The 14,513-nt window shown below is 69.4% G+C and carries 11 protein-coding genes and 2 pseudogenes; 8 read left to right on the forward strand and 5 right to left on the reverse strand.

Annotated features, from left to right (window positions below; all coding sequences use genetic code 11):
* Positions 1 to 156 precede the first annotated feature (156 nt).
* On the forward strand, positions 157 to 1,017 hold the full coding sequence (locus AB0H86_RS37460; RefSeq protein WP_362449390.1) for a DUF1963 domain-containing protein: 861 nt from the start codon (positions 157 to 159) through the stop codon (positions 1,015 to 1,017).
* A 44-nt stretch (positions 1,018 to 1,061) separates the two neighbouring features.
* On the opposite strand, the gene AB0H86_RS37465 is transcribed toward AB0H86_RS37460, so the two are convergent.
* From AB0H86_RS37465 to AB0H86_RS37480, 4 genes and pseudogenes are all read right to left on the reverse strand, one after another.
* Complete coding sequence (locus AB0H86_RS37465) at positions 1,062 to 2,195, reverse strand: hypothetical protein (protein ID WP_362449587.1); 1,134 nt, start codon at positions 2,193 to 2,195, stop codon at positions 1,062 to 1,064.
* 240 nt (positions 2,196 to 2,435) lie between these two features.
* Positions 2,436 to 2,718, reverse strand: a pseudogene (locus AB0H86_RS37470) (MerR family transcriptional regulator); the annotation flags it as partial.
* Positions 2,719 to 2,834: 116 nt separating this feature from the next.
* Positions 2,835 to 2,945, reverse strand: a pseudogene (locus tag AB0H86_RS37475) (transposase); the annotation flags it as partial.
* 26 nt (positions 2,946 to 2,971) lie between these two features.
* A complete protein-coding gene (locus AB0H86_RS37480) occupies positions 2,972 to 3,310 on the reverse strand; it encodes a DUF1203 domain-containing protein (protein ID WP_362449575.1) in 339 nt (112 codons plus the stop codon).
* Positions 3,311 to 3,758: 448 nt separating this feature from the next.
* Here AB0H86_RS37480 and AB0H86_RS37485 point away from each other — a divergent pair, with 448 nt between their 5' ends.
* From AB0H86_RS37485 to AB0H86_RS37510, 6 genes are all read left to right on the forward strand, one after another.
* Positions 3,759 to 4,097 carry a hypothetical protein gene (locus tag AB0H86_RS37485; RefSeq protein ID WP_362449392.1) on the forward strand — a complete coding sequence of 113 codons (339 nt, stop codon included), beginning with the start codon at positions 3,759 to 3,761 and terminating at the stop codon, positions 4,095 to 4,097.
* Between the two features lie 7 nt (positions 4,098 to 4,104).
* On the forward strand, positions 4,105 to 5,913 hold the full coding sequence (locus AB0H86_RS37490; protein ID WP_362449394.1) for a caspase family protein: 1,809 nt from the start codon (positions 4,105 to 4,107) through the stop codon (positions 5,911 to 5,913).
* A 149-nt stretch (positions 5,914 to 6,062) separates the two neighbouring features.
* A complete protein-coding gene (locus AB0H86_RS37495) occupies positions 6,063 to 7,295 on the forward strand; it encodes an NAD(P)/FAD-dependent oxidoreductase (protein ID WP_362449396.1) in 1,233 nt (410 codons plus the stop codon).
* A 220-nt stretch (positions 7,296 to 7,515) separates the two neighbouring features.
* On the forward strand, positions 7,516 to 9,036 hold the full coding sequence (locus AB0H86_RS37500; protein ID WP_362449398.1) for an FAD-dependent oxidoreductase: 1,521 nt from the start codon (positions 7,516 to 7,518) through the stop codon (positions 9,034 to 9,036).
* 208 nt (positions 9,037 to 9,244) lie between these two features.
* Complete coding sequence (locus tag AB0H86_RS37505) at positions 9,245 to 11,470, forward strand: acetate--CoA ligase family protein (protein WP_362449400.1); 2,226 nt, start codon at positions 9,245 to 9,247, stop codon at positions 11,468 to 11,470.
* Positions 11,471 to 11,493: 23 nt separating this feature from the next.
* Positions 11,494 to 12,288, forward strand: a complete 795-nt coding sequence (locus AB0H86_RS37510; protein WP_362449402.1) for an enoyl-CoA hydratase-related protein — start codon at positions 11,494 to 11,496, stop codon at positions 12,286 to 12,288.
* A 23-nt stretch (positions 12,289 to 12,311) separates the two neighbouring features.
* Here AB0H86_RS37510 and AB0H86_RS37515 read toward each other — a convergent pair whose 3' ends face one another.
* The gene (locus AB0H86_RS37515; RefSeq protein WP_362449404.1) at positions 12,312 to 12,920 is read right to left on the reverse strand and encodes a TetR/AcrR family transcriptional regulator; all 609 of its coding nucleotides are present in this window, start codon (positions 12,918 to 12,920) and stop codon (positions 12,312 to 12,314) included.
* A gap of 126 nt (positions 12,921 to 13,046) precedes the next feature.
* On the opposite strand from AB0H86_RS37515, the gene AB0H86_RS37520 reads away from it, so the two are divergent.
* The gene (locus AB0H86_RS37520) at positions 13,047 to 14,492 is read left to right on the forward strand and encodes an amidase (protein ID WP_362449406.1); all 1,446 of its coding nucleotides are present in this window, start codon (positions 13,047 to 13,049) and stop codon (positions 14,490 to 14,492) included.
* Positions 14,493 to 14,513 lie beyond the last annotated feature (21 nt).

Below are 14,513 nucleotides of genomic sequence, written 5' to 3' on the forward strand. Positions count from 1 at the left end.
GGAATCGGTTTCTTGGTGAGTGGGCGGTGTTGACGCGCCAGACGCTGCGGGCGGACACCCCCGTCCCGTCCCCTTGCCGCCGTGGGCGGGTGCGGGTACTCGGCTCGGCCATGGCTTCGATGCCGCTGTGTCAGTCCCTTCCTCTACGGTCTGGCCATGACTCCTGAGATGTGGGACCAGTTACGTCCGTTCCGTGACGAGGCGGTCTCGCGGGGCATACCCGTCGACGACGTGGAGCGATGGCTGGGCACCTGCCGCCCTTGCGCGACGTTGACGCGGGACGGGGACGGCGCGGTCGTGGGTCGGTTCGGCGGTCCGCTCCTGCTTCCGGCTGATGTCCCGGACCCCGCCCACCCGTTCGTCGCTTCCATCGACCTCGCGGCCCTCCCCGCCGACGCGACCGACCTGCCCCTGCCTCCCGACGGCCACCTGCTGCTGTTCGCCTTCCCCGAGACCGCCGAGGACTACGAGACTGCCGGCAGCGTGGTGTACGTCCCCGTCGACGCGGACGTGGCGGAACGGGACAAGAACGCCTGGAACTCCTTCGACTTCGACGATGAGCAGGCGATGTTCGAGGAGTTCCCGCAGGGCCCGCTGCGGGCGACGGCCGGCGTGTCGCTGCCCTACCACCACGCGGTCGAATTCCTCGGGGAGCCGGGGAGCGGGCCGCTTCCGGGGCATCCCCGCTCCGAGGAACTCGTCAAGGTCTGGAAGAGCACCCAGGACGCCATCGCCCCCGAGGGGCCGCTGCAGATCGGGGGATACGCCTGGGAGGAGGCCATCTACACCGATCCGATCGCCCGTGCCGCGTCCAGAGCCGTGAAAGCAGCGGAAGCGGGCCGGTGGGACGGACCGGTTTCGAGTGACGTGTCGGACTGGGTGCTCCTGGCCGACTGGTATGCGGGTATGGACGTACAGGGCTGGGAGAGCGCCAGCGTCCACTGGGTGATCCAACGCGAGGACCTGGCCGCGCGACGCTTCGACCGTGCGTTCACCGACGTCTTCTGGAATCCGTGATCTGTGTCCGGGTGTGTCGTTGGCTGACGCGCAGTGGGCGAGCGCTAGTTGGTGCAGCCGGGGACAGCGCCGGCGGATTGACAGTTGTTGGGGGTGTTGGCCGTCACGGAGCCGCGCACCAGGGTGACCGTGCCGGAGTTCTCGTAGATGCCGCCCGCGTTGGCCGCGCTGTTGCCCGACACGGAGCTGTTGGTGAGAGTCGCCGTGCCGGAGAAGTTGGACAGCCCGCCACCCAGGGAGCCGGCTTTGTTGCCCTTGAGAGTGGAGTCGTTGACGTTGATCGTGCCGCTGTTGGTGATCCCGCCGCCGATGGTGGCGGTGTTGTCGTTCACCGAGCTGCTGTTCAGGGTCACGGTGCCGAAGTTGATGATGCCGCCTCCGAAGGGGCCGGCGGAGTTGTTGCTGATGTGACTGCTCTGCACGGTGAGGGTGGCGCCGCCCAAGTTGCCGATGCCGCCCCCGTCGAACCTGGAGGTGTTGCCCTGCACATAGCTGGCCCGGATGGTCATGTTGCTGGGGCTTTCGTTGCCGATGCCGCCGCCGAAGTCGGCTTCGTTGCCCGAGATGATGGTGGAGACGATCGTGGTGCTCTTGCCGAAGGCGTAGATGCCGCCGCCGGCCCTGGCGTGGTTGTCCCTGAGGGTGCTGGCGGTGATCGTGGCGGTGCCGTTGCTGCGGATGGCGCCGCCGCCCGTCGCGGCGGTGTTGTTGGCCAGGATGCTGGACCTGACCGTCAGGACGCGGTCGTCATGCACGTAGATGGCGCCGCCCTCGCCGCCGCCGGCCAGGTTGCCGTTGCGCAAGGTGACCCGGTTGAGGGTGAGTTCGCCGTTGGTGCCGCCGACCTCGAAGATGCGGAATTCCGGGGTGCCCGGCACGGTGGAGCGTTCGATGACGGAATTGGTGCCGTTGATCGTGATGTCCTCGCGGATCACTGGCAACCCGTTCGGTCCCTTGCCTCCCTCGGCAGGAGTGATCTCCGCGAGGGTGTAGACGCAGTTCGCGGCCAGGTCGATGGTGCCCCCGCCCGCATCATTGGCTGCTTCGATGGCGGACACGAGGACCGCTTCGTCACAGGCGATCGGGGCGGCGGCGTGGGCCGGGGCGGAGAGAGTGGCCGGCCCGAGGGCCAGCGTGAGGGCGCCGAGCGCGCCGCCCGCTGTGGATCTGAATCGCACCGAGACTCCTTGATGTTGTGAGGGAGCCCGGTCGATCACCACCGAGATCCGGTACGACGATTCCCCCGGAAGGGGCGGGTGTCTCACCGGTTCCACTACTTGGAGTAATGAACTGCAGGCAGATGGTGGCGCGGCCATCCTTCCGGTTGCGAAAGGCGCGGATCGGCGGATCGGCGTCCACCCGTTGCCCCCCTTGACCTTGACACGGTGACAAGGTCTTCGCTGTGTCAGGGAGGTGGTCCCGATGACCCTCGCGACATGCTCATCCAGCAGCCGGGACACCTCGTCGGCCCCCGGCGTCGAGGACAGCCTCCACAGCGGCAAGGGGCATAGCGATCTCGCGGAGCTGACGCAGCACGGTCGCCCGCGCTACCTGGTCAGCGCTGTAATAGCGGTAGCCCGAGATCGGGTCGACCTCGGCGGGCTTCAGCAGCCCGGAGTCGGCGTAGAACGGCAACGCGCTGGAGGTCAGACCACTGCGTTGAGCGAAGACCCCGATCGGCATCAACTCAGAATTTGGCACCTCGCCATCATTGAGCTTCAACCAACTCGAAGGTCAACACCAACGAGCAGCGCCATCAACTCATGACCAGCAACAACTGGTGCCGCATCAAGCAATGTTCGCCTGTCGACCACGGCTCATATCCGCTCATCGTCAGCGTGACGGTCTCGCCAGATGATGTAGCGGCGGATCGTGCTGCCCTGCTCCTTGCGGCCGGCATGGTCGGTAGCGTCGAGGATGAAGTAGCGCGGGCCTTGGCCGGCGCGCCCCCGCCCTATCCGGCGCGGGTGATCGTGAACATGTAGCAGCCCCAGGCGACGTTGCGGCTGTGGACCTGCACAACGTCGGGCTCCGCGAGCAGCTCGGCGATGGCTCCCTCTGGATCCTGACCGTCGTGCGCTCTGGTCGCGTCATGGATCCACCCGCGAGCATCGTACGCACGCAGTACCTGCGGACGTCCGCGCCAGTTCGGCGGGTAGCTGTCGACGTCGACGGGCCCCGCGCAGGGGGCAGCGTGTGCGAGTACGGCGCCGACCTCACAGTAGGGGCTGGCCGGGAGCGGCGGCTGGTAGCCGAAGAGCGGCAGGTCTTCGCCGGACTCGGCGTTGCGCAGACAACAGCGGAGGGGATCGCCCCCCTCGGCGGTGAGCGCTCCACACCCTTCCCGAACGCGTCGACTCCTCTGGCACGCACCCTGTCCAGCACCTCAGCGGGCAACGCACGGACGCGGAAGACGACCGTCGATGCCGTAGTCATGCACCCAGATTCTCGACTCGGCAATGACCGCGCTGGCGGATATCAGACGTCACGTTCAATGCAGGACGCGCAACCCCGCCCAAGAGAGCAAAGGTTGCCTGACGCGGCACTTACGGTTCTCGGCCGCATTCACCGCGGTTCTCCGCTGTTCCCGATCGATCTGGTGCGCTTATCGTGCGGTTTTGAGTACACCAGGGGCTGTTGGCACCTCAGCGCGCACACGATGTGCCCGTTTTCGCAGCTTGGCCACGCATCTGCGAATTTCTTCGTAAAGTTGGCAAGCCATCACTGACCAAGGGGGATCTGTGAGCTCAGCCAGCGAACCGTCCGCTATTCCGGAGCTGCCGTTCTGGGTGTCGTCCGACGATCAACTCGGCGACGAGGGCGACTCCATGAGCCTGTTCGGCGGAGGGGATGGGCAGGTACGGCTGAGGAAGGTGCCCCTCGGGCCGTTGCGCAAGAACCTCACTGAAGCCGTTGACGCCTTGCAGCAGGTCTTCACCGAGGCTGCCGCGCGCGGAGGACCTTTGCCACTGCGAGAGGCGCACCTTTCCTTCCAGGTAACTGCGAATGGCGGCATCCAGTTCATCGGTAGCGCGCAGGTGCAGCGGAGCCATGGCATCGTACTGATCTTCAAGCAGTGACCGGGTTATGGGGCGGTACAGAGCGTTGCTCATTGGGGCCAGTGACTACGAAATGCGCGGCGTCTCGGCACTGCCCTTCATCCCTGATGATCTCGCCCGTCTCGGATCGGCACTCCAGACCAGGGAGTTTGACGAGGTCCAGGTCCTGGCCGGGCGGGAAGGCGGAAAGCAGGTCTCGGCAAATTATGTGAACGGCCGCGTGAACGGGTTCCTCAAACGTGCGCGCGCCAACGACACGTTATTCATCCTTCTGAGCGGACACGGTGTCCACGCCAAAGGCGTTGACTACCTCGTGCCGGAGGACATCGACGAGGACACTCACCCTTTCGAATCGGGGTGCGTGGCCATCGATTGGCGTGCTCGTCTGGATGAGACCCACGCTCAACACGTCGTCTTCCTGATCGATGCCTGCAGGGAGGGAATCGACCAGGAGTCGATGGGGCTCGCGAGCGTCAAGCAGTGGAGCCAGCAGAAGGTCAACGCCGCGCTGCGCCGCAAAGTGGCTTATGTCTATGCCTGCTCACCAGCACAGCTCGCACTGTTCGTTCGCCCGCACGATGCGCTCGTCGACCCCTTGAGGGGTGTCCACCCCGGCGAGTCGTTCAGCATCTTCTCTCGGTCAGTGTCGGACGTCATCACAGCCCACCCTGAGAGTGCGGCGCTCACCCTGGCGAAGTTCAAGGAGGCAGTGCAGGAACGGATGACACAGCTGCACCAGGCCTACCGCAAGCACGGGCAGTCCCAGACTCTACGGATCGTCACCGACATCGAACTGGACGACTTCGCATTCCTGCCCCCACCCGCCACGCGGCCGACCCAAGCCCCGCAGCCCCTCTCCGCCGGGGAGCGGACGGCCAGGTTCGAGAACACGGCTATGAACATCGGTGCGCCCACACCGACGCGTCCGTCCCGCAGCATCCGGCACCCGTCCAGTCAACGCAGCCGTCAGCCAAACCAGGCGTCGAGGCCGACGGCACCAGACAAAGCCGCCACCTCACACGAAGACACTGGCCTGGGCAGCGCACCGGTCCGGACCGGCAACCGACAACACACCCCCGAGCGAATCCTTCGAGACCTGGAGCGGAGCAACAAGAAACTTGACCAGGCGATGCGTGGCCTGCACCGTCCCGGCATCCGCTTGGCACGGATCGCCCTGTTGATCGTCACCGCATCAGCCGTCATCGGCGGGATGGGGTACGCACTCTGGGCTTCCCGGACCGAGGGAAACCAACGAGCCGACAGGTCCCCCACCGCGTCCGCATCAGCGCAAACCAGCAGCCGGGAGACCATGCCACCCCCGCGTCAAGACACGTTGCCCGATCTAGGCGATCAGGCCGTTAACACGACGACCATCATGCGCATGCCCAGCTGCGTGGACACCGATTCCCTGGTACCCGTAACACTGCAATTGAAGTCCGAGCGCAACAGCTACGGCTCGAAGGGCACCCCGATCCTCACTCTCAAAATCAAGAGCACATCCGAGTGCAGGATCAACGCATCTCCCAAGCTGGTCAGGCTCACCATCGCACTCGCCAGTGAAGACAAACCACTGTGGCACTCGGCATCCTGCACTCCCCCGCCTCCGGACCGATGGGTGGCCGTATCTCCCAGCGCCCCAGCCACCGTCACCTACCGATGGAACCGCCGCCCCAACACCTCTTGCACCGACACAAAGGCGGCTCCCATCGGCACCTACCTCGCCACCGGTTCCTTCAGCTCCATGTTTGTGCCAGATGCAAAGGCCAGCTTTGTCCTCAACTCGGATGCAACGGTGGCAAGTTCGAGACATGACTCACCGTTGATGCCGCTGCTGTAGCCGCTCTGGAATCACCACCACTCCCCCCGCACAACCAGCCGCCCTACGTCACACGCCCCACCCCCTCCCCCCACAGCCGTGATCAATCCGCAACCAATTCCGGTCTTGACCGAGACCCATCAATCGCGCCCGGGATTACGCTCGCGCTCATGGCCGACTCCCCAGCCTCCGCAAGCCCCGCGGAGCCGACGCACGACGCGACGACCGCAGCGACGACCCACGCGGAACAACGCCCCGTGTACGTCATCGGCGGCGGGCCCGGCGGGCTCGCCACCGCGTACGCCCTGCGCGCCCGGGGCATACGTGCCGTCGTGCTGGAGAGGTCCGACCGTGTCGGGGAGTCCTGGCGGCGCCACTACGACCGGCTGCACCTGCACACCACCCGTCGGCTGTCGGCCCTGCCCGGGCTGCCGATGCCGCGCCGGTTCGGGCGCTGGGTTGCCCGGGACGACGTGGTGCGGTATCTGGAGAAGTACGCCGAGGTCCACGAGCTGGAGATCGTCCCCGGGGTCGAGGTGTCCCGGGTGGAGCGCTCCCCCGACGGTGCCGGCTGGCTGCTGCACGCCACCGGCGGACGGGAGTTGACCGGCGCGGCGGTGGTCGTCGCGACCGGGTACAACCACACGCCCCGGGTGCCTGACTGGCCGGGCCGCGACGCCTACACCGGCGAGTTCCTGCACGCCGGTGACTACCGCGACCCGAAGCCCTTCGCGGGCCGTGACGTCCTGGTCGTCGGCGTCGGCAACACCGGTGCCGAGATCGCCGTCGACCTGGTGGAGGGCGGCGCCTCGCGGGTACGGCTGTCCGTGCGCACCGTCCCGCACATCGTGCGCCGCTCGACGGCCGGCTGGCCCGCCCAGTACAGCGGCATCGCCGTCCGCCGTCTGCCGGTCGGGCTCGTCGACCGGCTCTGCGCGATGCTGGCCAAGGTGAGCATCCCCGATCTGACGACGCACGGGCTGCCCCGCCCCGACACCGGCCTCTACAGCCGGGCCAAGGAGGGCGCGATCCCCGTACAGGACGTCGGTCTCGTCGACGCCGTGCGCAAGGGGCGGGTCGAAGTCGTGGCCGCCGTCGAGGGCTTCGAGGACGGCGAGGCGATCCTCGCCGACGGCACCCGCGTCGCACCGGACGCCGTGATCGCGGCCACCGGCTACGTCCGTGCCCTGGAGGAACTCGTCGGCCACCTCGATGTCCTCGGCGCGGACGGCAACCCGGTCGTCAACGGCGCCCGCGCCCCGCAGACCGCGCCCGGCCTGTACTTCACCGGCTTCGTCACCCCCATCAGCGGCACGTTCCGCGAACTGGCCATCAACGCCGAGAAGATCGCTAAGAGCATCGCCAAGAACACCGCACGTCAGGCCTCCCGGCTGCCTGACTGAGGCGCAGCCGACGGTGCGTCCGGCTGTGCGTCCGGCTGTGCGTCCGACGGCACGTCCAACGGTGCGTCCGGCCTAGACGCCCATCAACTCTCCTACGTAGAACTCTTGTTACTTGTGGGTCAGATGTGACGGGAGAGCTGTACGCCGCCACCGCACGGGGCCAGAATGTGAGCACTGTTCACCTTTCCAGCTCCACCCCCACCTCTCGCTACGACGGAGGATGCACGTGGCACGCGAAAGACAGCACTCCCCGCGCCCCCAGCTCTCCCGGCTCTCCCGGCGCTCCCTGCTCGGCGGTGCCGCCGCGGCTGCGGGCGCCGCGACCCTCACCGCCACCGCCGCCGGTACGGCCGCCGCGGCCACCCGCAGTGTGGACGTCGCCGTCGTCGGCGGCGGCCTCGCCGGGCTCACCGCGGCCCGGGACCTGATCGCCGCCGGCAAGACCGTGGTCGTCCTGGAGGCCCGCGACCGGGTCGGCGGCCGGGTGGTGAACCTGCCGCTGGGCAACGGCCAAGTCACCGAGGGCGGCGGCGAGTTCATCGGCCCCACCCAGGACCGCATCAAGGCGCTCGCCGACTCCCTGGGCGTGGCGACCTTCCCCACCTTCAACACCGGCAAGAACCTCCTCAACAAGGACGGCAAGAAGACCCCCTACGCCACCGACGGACTGCTCGGTTCCGTCCCGCCGATCGACGCGGCCGGCCTCGCCAACGCGGCGATCGTGCAGGCCTCGCTCGACGACATGGCCAAGCAGATCCCGGTGACCGCGCCCTGGACCGCCGCGAAGGCCGAGGAGTGGGACCGGCAGACCTTCGAGAGCTGGCTGCGCGCCAACGCGGTCATCCCGTCCGCCAAGTTCCTCCTGGACGTGGCCTGTACGTCGATCTTCTCGGCCGAACCCCGGGAACTCTCCCTGCTGTTCGTCCTCTTCTACATCGCCGCCGCGGGCAACGAGTCCACCGTCGGCACCCTGGAACGCCTCACCGAGACCGCGAACGGAGCCCAGGAGCTGCGCTTCGTCGGCGGCTCCCAGCTGGTGCCGATCAAGCTCGCCGCCACGCTCGGCGACCGGGTGGTGCTGAACGCCCCGGTGCGCACGATCGCCCGGTCCGGCGGGAACTACGTCGTGACGGCCGACGGCATCACCGTCACCGCCAAGAAGGTCGTCGTCGCCCTGCCCCCGCCCCTCGCGGCCCGCATCTCGTACGCTCCTCTCCTCCCCGCCGCCCGCGACCAGCTCACCCAGCGGCTGCCGATGGCCTCGGTGGGCAAGGCGATCGCGATCTACGACACCCCCTTCTGGCGTGCCGACGGGCTCAACGGCCAGGTCGTCAGCGACACCGGGGTGGTCAGCTCCACCTTCGACAACTCCCCGCCCGACGCCTCGTACGGCGCGCTGATGGGCTTCATCGAGGCCGACGAGGCGCGGGCGCTGGACGCGGCCAGCGAGGCGGAGGTCCGGGCGGCCGTGCTGAAGGACTACGTGACGTACTTCGGCGAGAAAGCGGCCTCCCCCACGTCCTTCGTGCTGCAACGCTGGAACAACGAGGCCTACACCCGGGGCGGCCCCGTCTCCATCGCCGCGCCCGGCGTCCTGACCCAGTACGGCCCCGCCCTGCGCGCGCCTGTGGGCGGCATCCACTGGGCCGGGACGGAGACGTCCACCTACTGGATGGGCTTCATGGACGGTGCGGTGCGGTCGGGCGAGCGGGTGGCGAAGGAGGTGGTGGCGGCGCTGTAGGCGCCTGTGGGCGCTGTGGGCGCTGTGGGCGCTGTGGGAGTCCTTCGCCGGTCCGCCGGGCATTGCCGCGTCAGGTGTCCCTCGTCGAGGAGTCCTCGCCGGGAAACCCGGTCATCCTTTGCGTGCAGGGCCATTCCTGACATCCCGTCAGGTCTGTAATCTGACAGAGCGTCAGTTACTTGCCAGTCACTCAGGAGCGGGCGGACCGATGCTTGGATCAACCCACGGCACCCTCACCACCGACTCCCGCCGGGCCCGGGTCATCGCTTGCGGCGAGCAACCCGGGCCCGCCGTACACGGCCGGCCCGCCGAGGTGGACGACCTCGACGTCAGCGGCCGGCCGCTGTACGCCGCCGTCCCCGATCTGGACCGCTTCTTCCGACCGGAGTCCGTCGCCGTGATCGGCGCCTCGGACACCGAGGGCCGGCCGAACACCGGGGTCACCCGGCAACTGCTCGCCTGGTCCGAGCGGGTCGGGGCCCGGCTGCACCCGGTGCACCCCACCCGTCCGTCCGTCTTCGGCATCCCCTGCTCCCCCTCCGTCGCCGACCTGCCCGAGCGGGTCGATCTCGCCGTACTGCTGGTCTCCGACCCTCTTCCCGTGATCGAGGAACTGGCCGAGACCAAGGTGAGGTTCGCGGTCGTCTTCGCGTCCGGGTTCGCCGAGACGGGCGAGGCGGGAGCGGCCGCCCAGGCCCGGCTCACCGCCGCCGTCGAACGGTCCGGGATGCGGCTGCTCGGCCCCAACACCAACCTCAACGCCTTCGAGGAGTTCCGGGACGACCTGGACGGGCCGGCCATCGCCCTGATCACCCAGTCCGGCCACCAGGGCCGCCCCGTCTTCGCCCTCCAGGAACTCGGCATCCGCCTCTCCCACTGGGCGCCCACCGGCAACGAGGCCGACCTGGAGACCGCCGACTTCCTGTCCTACTTCGCCGAGCGGCCCGAGGTGGGCGCCATCGCCTGCTATGTCGAGGGGCTCAGGGACGGCCGTTCCTTCCTGCTCGCCGCCGACCGGGCCGCCCGGCGCGGGGTGCCCGTGGTCGCGGTCAAGGTGGGCCGCACCGAGACCGGCGCCCGCACGGCCGCCTCACACACCGGCAAACTGACCGGCGCCGACGCGGTGGTGGACGCGGCGATGCGGCAGTACGGGGTGATCCGGGTCGACGGCCTGGACGAACTCCAGGACACCGCCACCCTGTTGGCCCGCGCCCGGCCGCCGCGCGCCGACGGAGTCGTCGTCTACTCGATCTCGGGCGGCACCGGCGCGCACTTCGCCGACTTGGCCACCGAGGCGGGCCTGAGGCTGCCGGAGCTGTCGCAGGGCAAGCAGGCCGAGCTGCACCAGTGGATACCCGAGTACCTGAGCGTGGCCAACCCGGTCGACAACGGCGGTCACCCGGTCGGGGACTGGCGCGGCCGGAAGATCATCGACGCGATCCTCGACGACCCGGCGGTGGGCGTCCTGATCTGCCCGGTCACCGGGCCCTTCCCGCCGCTCAGCGACCGGCTGGTGCGGGACCTGGTGGACGCGGCCGAGCGGACGGACAAGCTGGTGTGCGTGGTGTGGGGCTCCCCGGTCGGCACCGAGCCGGCGTACCGGGAGGTCCTGCTCGGCTCCTCCCGGGTGGCCACCTTCCGCACGGTCGCCAACTGCATCACGGCCGTCCGCGCCCATCTCGACCACCACCGGTTCGCCACCGGCTACCGCTCCCCCTTCGACTCCGCGGCCCGCACCCTCTCGCCCTCCTTCCGCAAGGCGCGGGCGCTGATGCGGCCGGGACAGCAGCTGAGCGAACACGCGGCGAAGCAGTTGCTTCGGGCGTACGGCATTCGCGTACCGCGTGAGCAGTTGGTGACCAGTGCGGCGGCGGCCGTGCGCGCGGCGGGGCTGGTGGGCTACCCGGTGGTGATGAAGGCGTCTGGCGCGCGGATCGCCCACAAGACCGAGCTCGGTCTTGTGAAGATCGAGCTGACCTCGGCCAGCCAGGTCCGGGACGCCTACCGGGAGTTGACCGACATCGCGCGCTACGAGGACGTGCCGCTGGACGGTGTCCTCGTGTGCCAGATGGTCGAGCGGGGCGTCGAGATGGTCGTCGGTGTCGCTCACGACGAGCTGTTCGGGCCGACCGTGACCGTGGGGCTCGGCGGGGTGCTGGTGGAGGTGCTGCGCGACACCGCCGTACGCGTGCCGCCGTTCGGCGAGGAGCAGGCCCGGGACATGTGCGCCGAACTGCGCGGGCGGGCCCTCCTCGACGGGGTCCGGGGGCGTCCGCCGGCGGATCTCGACGCGTTGGTCGAGGTCGTGCTGCGGGTGGAGCGCATGGCCCTGGAGCTCGGGGACGACCTCGCGGAGCTCGACATCAATCCGCTGATGGTGCTGCCCAGGGGGCAGGGAGCGGTGGCGCTGGACGCGCTGGCGGTGTGCCGGTGACGGGGGACGCGGGGGAGTCGGGGGTGACGGGGGTGACGGGGGTGCTGCAGGAGATCGGTGGTCAGGTCTCGCACATCACGTTGAACCGGCCCGAAGCCCTGAACGCCCTTACGGCCCAACTGCGGGACCAGGTCATCGGGTTGCTGTCGGACGCCTCGGCCGATCCGGACGTACGGGCCGTGGTGATCACCGGCTCGGGCCGCGGGTTCTGCGCGGGCGCGGACCTCCGCAAGGCGTCCACCGCCGGGGAACCGGTCGCCGGTGACGTCGCCCGCACGATCCGGCTCGGCGCGCAGCGTCTGATCGCGGCCGTCCTCGACTGCGAGAAGCCGGTGATCGCGGCGGTGAACGGCACGGCGGCGGGCCTCGGCGCGCATCTCGCGTTCGCCTGCGACCTCGTACTCGCCGCCGAATCGGCGAGGTTCATCGAGGTGTTCGTACGACGGGGCCTCGTCCCCGACGGCGGCGGCGCGTACCTCCTCCCCCGCATCGTCGGCCCGCACCGCGCCAAGGAGCTGATGTTCTTCGGCGACGCGCTCTCCGCGCCCGACGCCGCAGGTCTGGGCCTGGTCAACCGTGTCGTACCGGACGCGGAGTTGGACAAGACGGCCCGCGAGTGGGCCGCGCGTCTCGCCACCGGCCCGACCCGCGCCCTCGCCCTCACCAAGCAGCTGGTCAACGCCTCCCTCGACACCGACCGCGCCACCGCCTTCGCCGCCGAGGCCGCCGCGCAGGAGATCAACATGACGACGGCGGACGCACGGGAGGGCGTGCGGAGCTTCGTGGAGCGCAGGAGCCCGGAGTACGGGGGGCGCTAGCGGGGGGTTGCGGAACAGCCATTTCAGATCGTGCCCGGTTGCTCCCAGAGGCTCGCCAGGTGGGCGTGGAGGACGTCGTGTGCCTCTTGCGGGGTGAGGTGGCCGATGAGGACGTGCGCGGTGAGGCCGTCCGCGAGCGCGAGGAGGGTGCGGGCCTCGCGTTGCGGATCGCGGGGCCCGGCGCGGTCAGGGCCCTCGCCGGCTTCCGAGATGAGGCGGGTGAACGCCTCCTGCAGGGTTGCGTAGCTCGCCTTCAACGTCCTTGCGAGCGCCTTGCTGACCGCCGCCTGGGCGACGAAGGCGAGCCAGACCCTGGCGTCGGCGCGGTGCTCTTCCCGGAGCAGTGAGATCTCGGTGGCCGCGTGACCCAGGGCGGTGCCGGCCGACTGGGCCGGGCTCCTGACGAGGCGGGCCTGTACGCGCTCACTGATCCGCTCGCCGATGTGCGCGAGAGCGAACACGAGCATCTCTTCCTTGGTACGGAAGCAACGCTGGACGGCGCCCATCGACACCTGCGCGCGGGCCGCGACGTCGCGAAGGGTCACGCCCTCCAGTCCGCGTTCGTCGGCGAGGTGGCAGACGGCCTCGGCGATGAGGCGGCGTCGGCTCACGTGATCCACCTGCCTGGGCATGCCCGGCCGCCTCCCTGCCTCCCAGCGCCCTGCGTCCCAGCGCACTTTATGCGATGCGCTCGCATCGGTTCCAAGGGTACGGTTCCGATGCAAGCGCATTGGTACGTGGGTGGGGAGGGATGAGCCATGCAGGACGCCCTGTGGAAGATGCCGGCCGCCGCGCAGGCGGAGGCCGTGCGCGGCGCGGAAGTCTCGGCCGTCGAACTGGTCGACAGTCACCTGGATCGCATCGCCGAGGTGAACCCCCGAGTGAACGCGGTCACGCAGCTCCTGGCTGAGCGCGCACGCGAGGCCGCGGCACAGATGGACCGTCGGCGGGCCGCCGGCGAAACGCTGGGGCCGCTCGCGGGCGTGCCCTTCACGGTGAAGGAGAGCACCGCCATCGAAGGCGTGCCGACCACGTTCGGCACTGAGCGCTTCCGCGATGTGGTGGCGCAGGCGGACGCGCCCCCGGTGGCACGGCTGCGCGCAGCCGGTGCCATCCCCATCGGGCACAGCAACATCCCCACCCTGATCCTGGCGGGGATGCACACGCGCAGCGAGCTGTTCGGCGACACGGTCAACCCGTGGGACAGCAGCCGGACTCCGGGCGGCTCCAGCGGAGGCGACGCGGTGGCCGTCGCCACGGGCATGGCAGCGCTCGGGCTCGGCAACGACTCCGGTGGATCGGTACGTATCCCGGCCCAGTTCTGCGGCGTGGCCGGGCTGAAGCCCTCCATGGGCCGCTTTCCCGCCGACCACCGCTTTCTCGGCCCGGACGACCCCGGCCCGGCGTCCCAGATACTGGTCACCGACGGCCCGCTGGCCAGGACCGTGGCCGACCTACGACTGGCTTACGAGGTGCTGGCCGGCACCGATCCGCGAGACCCACGGGCCGTGCCCGTGCCCGCCTACGGCGAACCGCTCGCCGGGCCGGTGAAGGTCGCGGTCGTGGCGGACCCTGGCGGGTACGGCGTCCACCCCACGGTTGGCCAAGCCATCGCGATCGCGACCGATGCGCTCCGCGACGCCGGCTACGACGTGTGCGAGGTGCGGGACGTACCGCGGATGGACGAGGCCCTCGATGCGTACGGCCGGATCACTGTGACCGAGTTCGCCCCGACCTGGCCGGTGGTGCGCAAGCTGCTCGGCAAGGGCGGGGACCGTTATATCGAGATGACGATGGCGCGGACCCCGCCCGCGAGCGTGGACGAGTTCATGAAGTTGATGGGCACCTGGATGAACATCCGCCGCTCATGGGCCGAATTCCTCGATGAATACCCCCTGTTGCTCGGCCCGGTCTTCACCGAGCCACCGGTCGAGCCGGGACTGGAGTCGCGTGACAGGGCGGGCAGGGAGCGGGTCGGGTCGGGAATGCGTCTGTGCACCGTGACCAGCTTCGTGGGCGTACCCGGTGTGGCCGTACCGACCGGGATGATCGACGGGCTCCCCTCCGGAGTGCAGATCGTCGGGCGGGCGTTCCGGGAGGACCTGTGCCTGGGCGCGGCCCAGGCGATCGAGGACCGGGTCGGCGTTCTCACACCGGTCGACCCGCGCGCGGGAGGCCGGGTTGATGGAGCCCATGGGCCGTAGCGGGCACGCACCCTGGCAGCG

The sequence above is a fragment of the Streptomyces sp. NPDC050997 genome, assembly GCF_040660135.1.
Lineage (GTDB): Bacteria > Actinomycetota > Actinomycetes > Streptomycetales > Streptomycetaceae > Streptomyces.

Bases quoted from the DNA above. Each gene is read 5' to 3' on its own strand.
- AB0H86_RS37495 (WP_362449396.1), top strand. From the start codon at position 6,063: ATGGCCGACTCCCCAGCCTCCGCAAGCCCCGCGGAGCCGACGCACGAC.
- AB0H86_RS37460 (WP_362449390.1), top strand. From the start codon at position 157: ATGACTCCTGAGATGTGGGACCAGTTACGTCCGTTCCGTGACGAGGCG.
- AB0H86_RS37500 (WP_362449398.1), top strand. From the start codon at position 7,516: ATGCACGTGGCACGCGAAAGACAGCACTCCCCGCGCCCCCAGCTCTCC.
- AB0H86_RS37515 (WP_362449404.1), bottom strand. From the start codon at position 12,920: ATGCCCAGGCAGGTGGATCACGTGAGCCGACGCCGCCTCATCGCCGAG.
- AB0H86_RS37520 (WP_362449406.1), top strand. From the start codon at position 13,047: ATGCAGGACGCCCTGTGGAAGATGCCGGCCGCCGCGCAGGCGGAGGCC.
- AB0H86_RS37490 (WP_362449394.1), top strand. From the start codon at position 4,105: ATGGGGCGGTACAGAGCGTTGCTCATTGGGGCCAGTGACTACGAAATG.
- AB0H86_RS37505 (WP_362449400.1), top strand. From the start codon at position 9,245: ATGCTTGGATCAACCCACGGCACCCTCACCACCGACTCCCGCCGGGCC.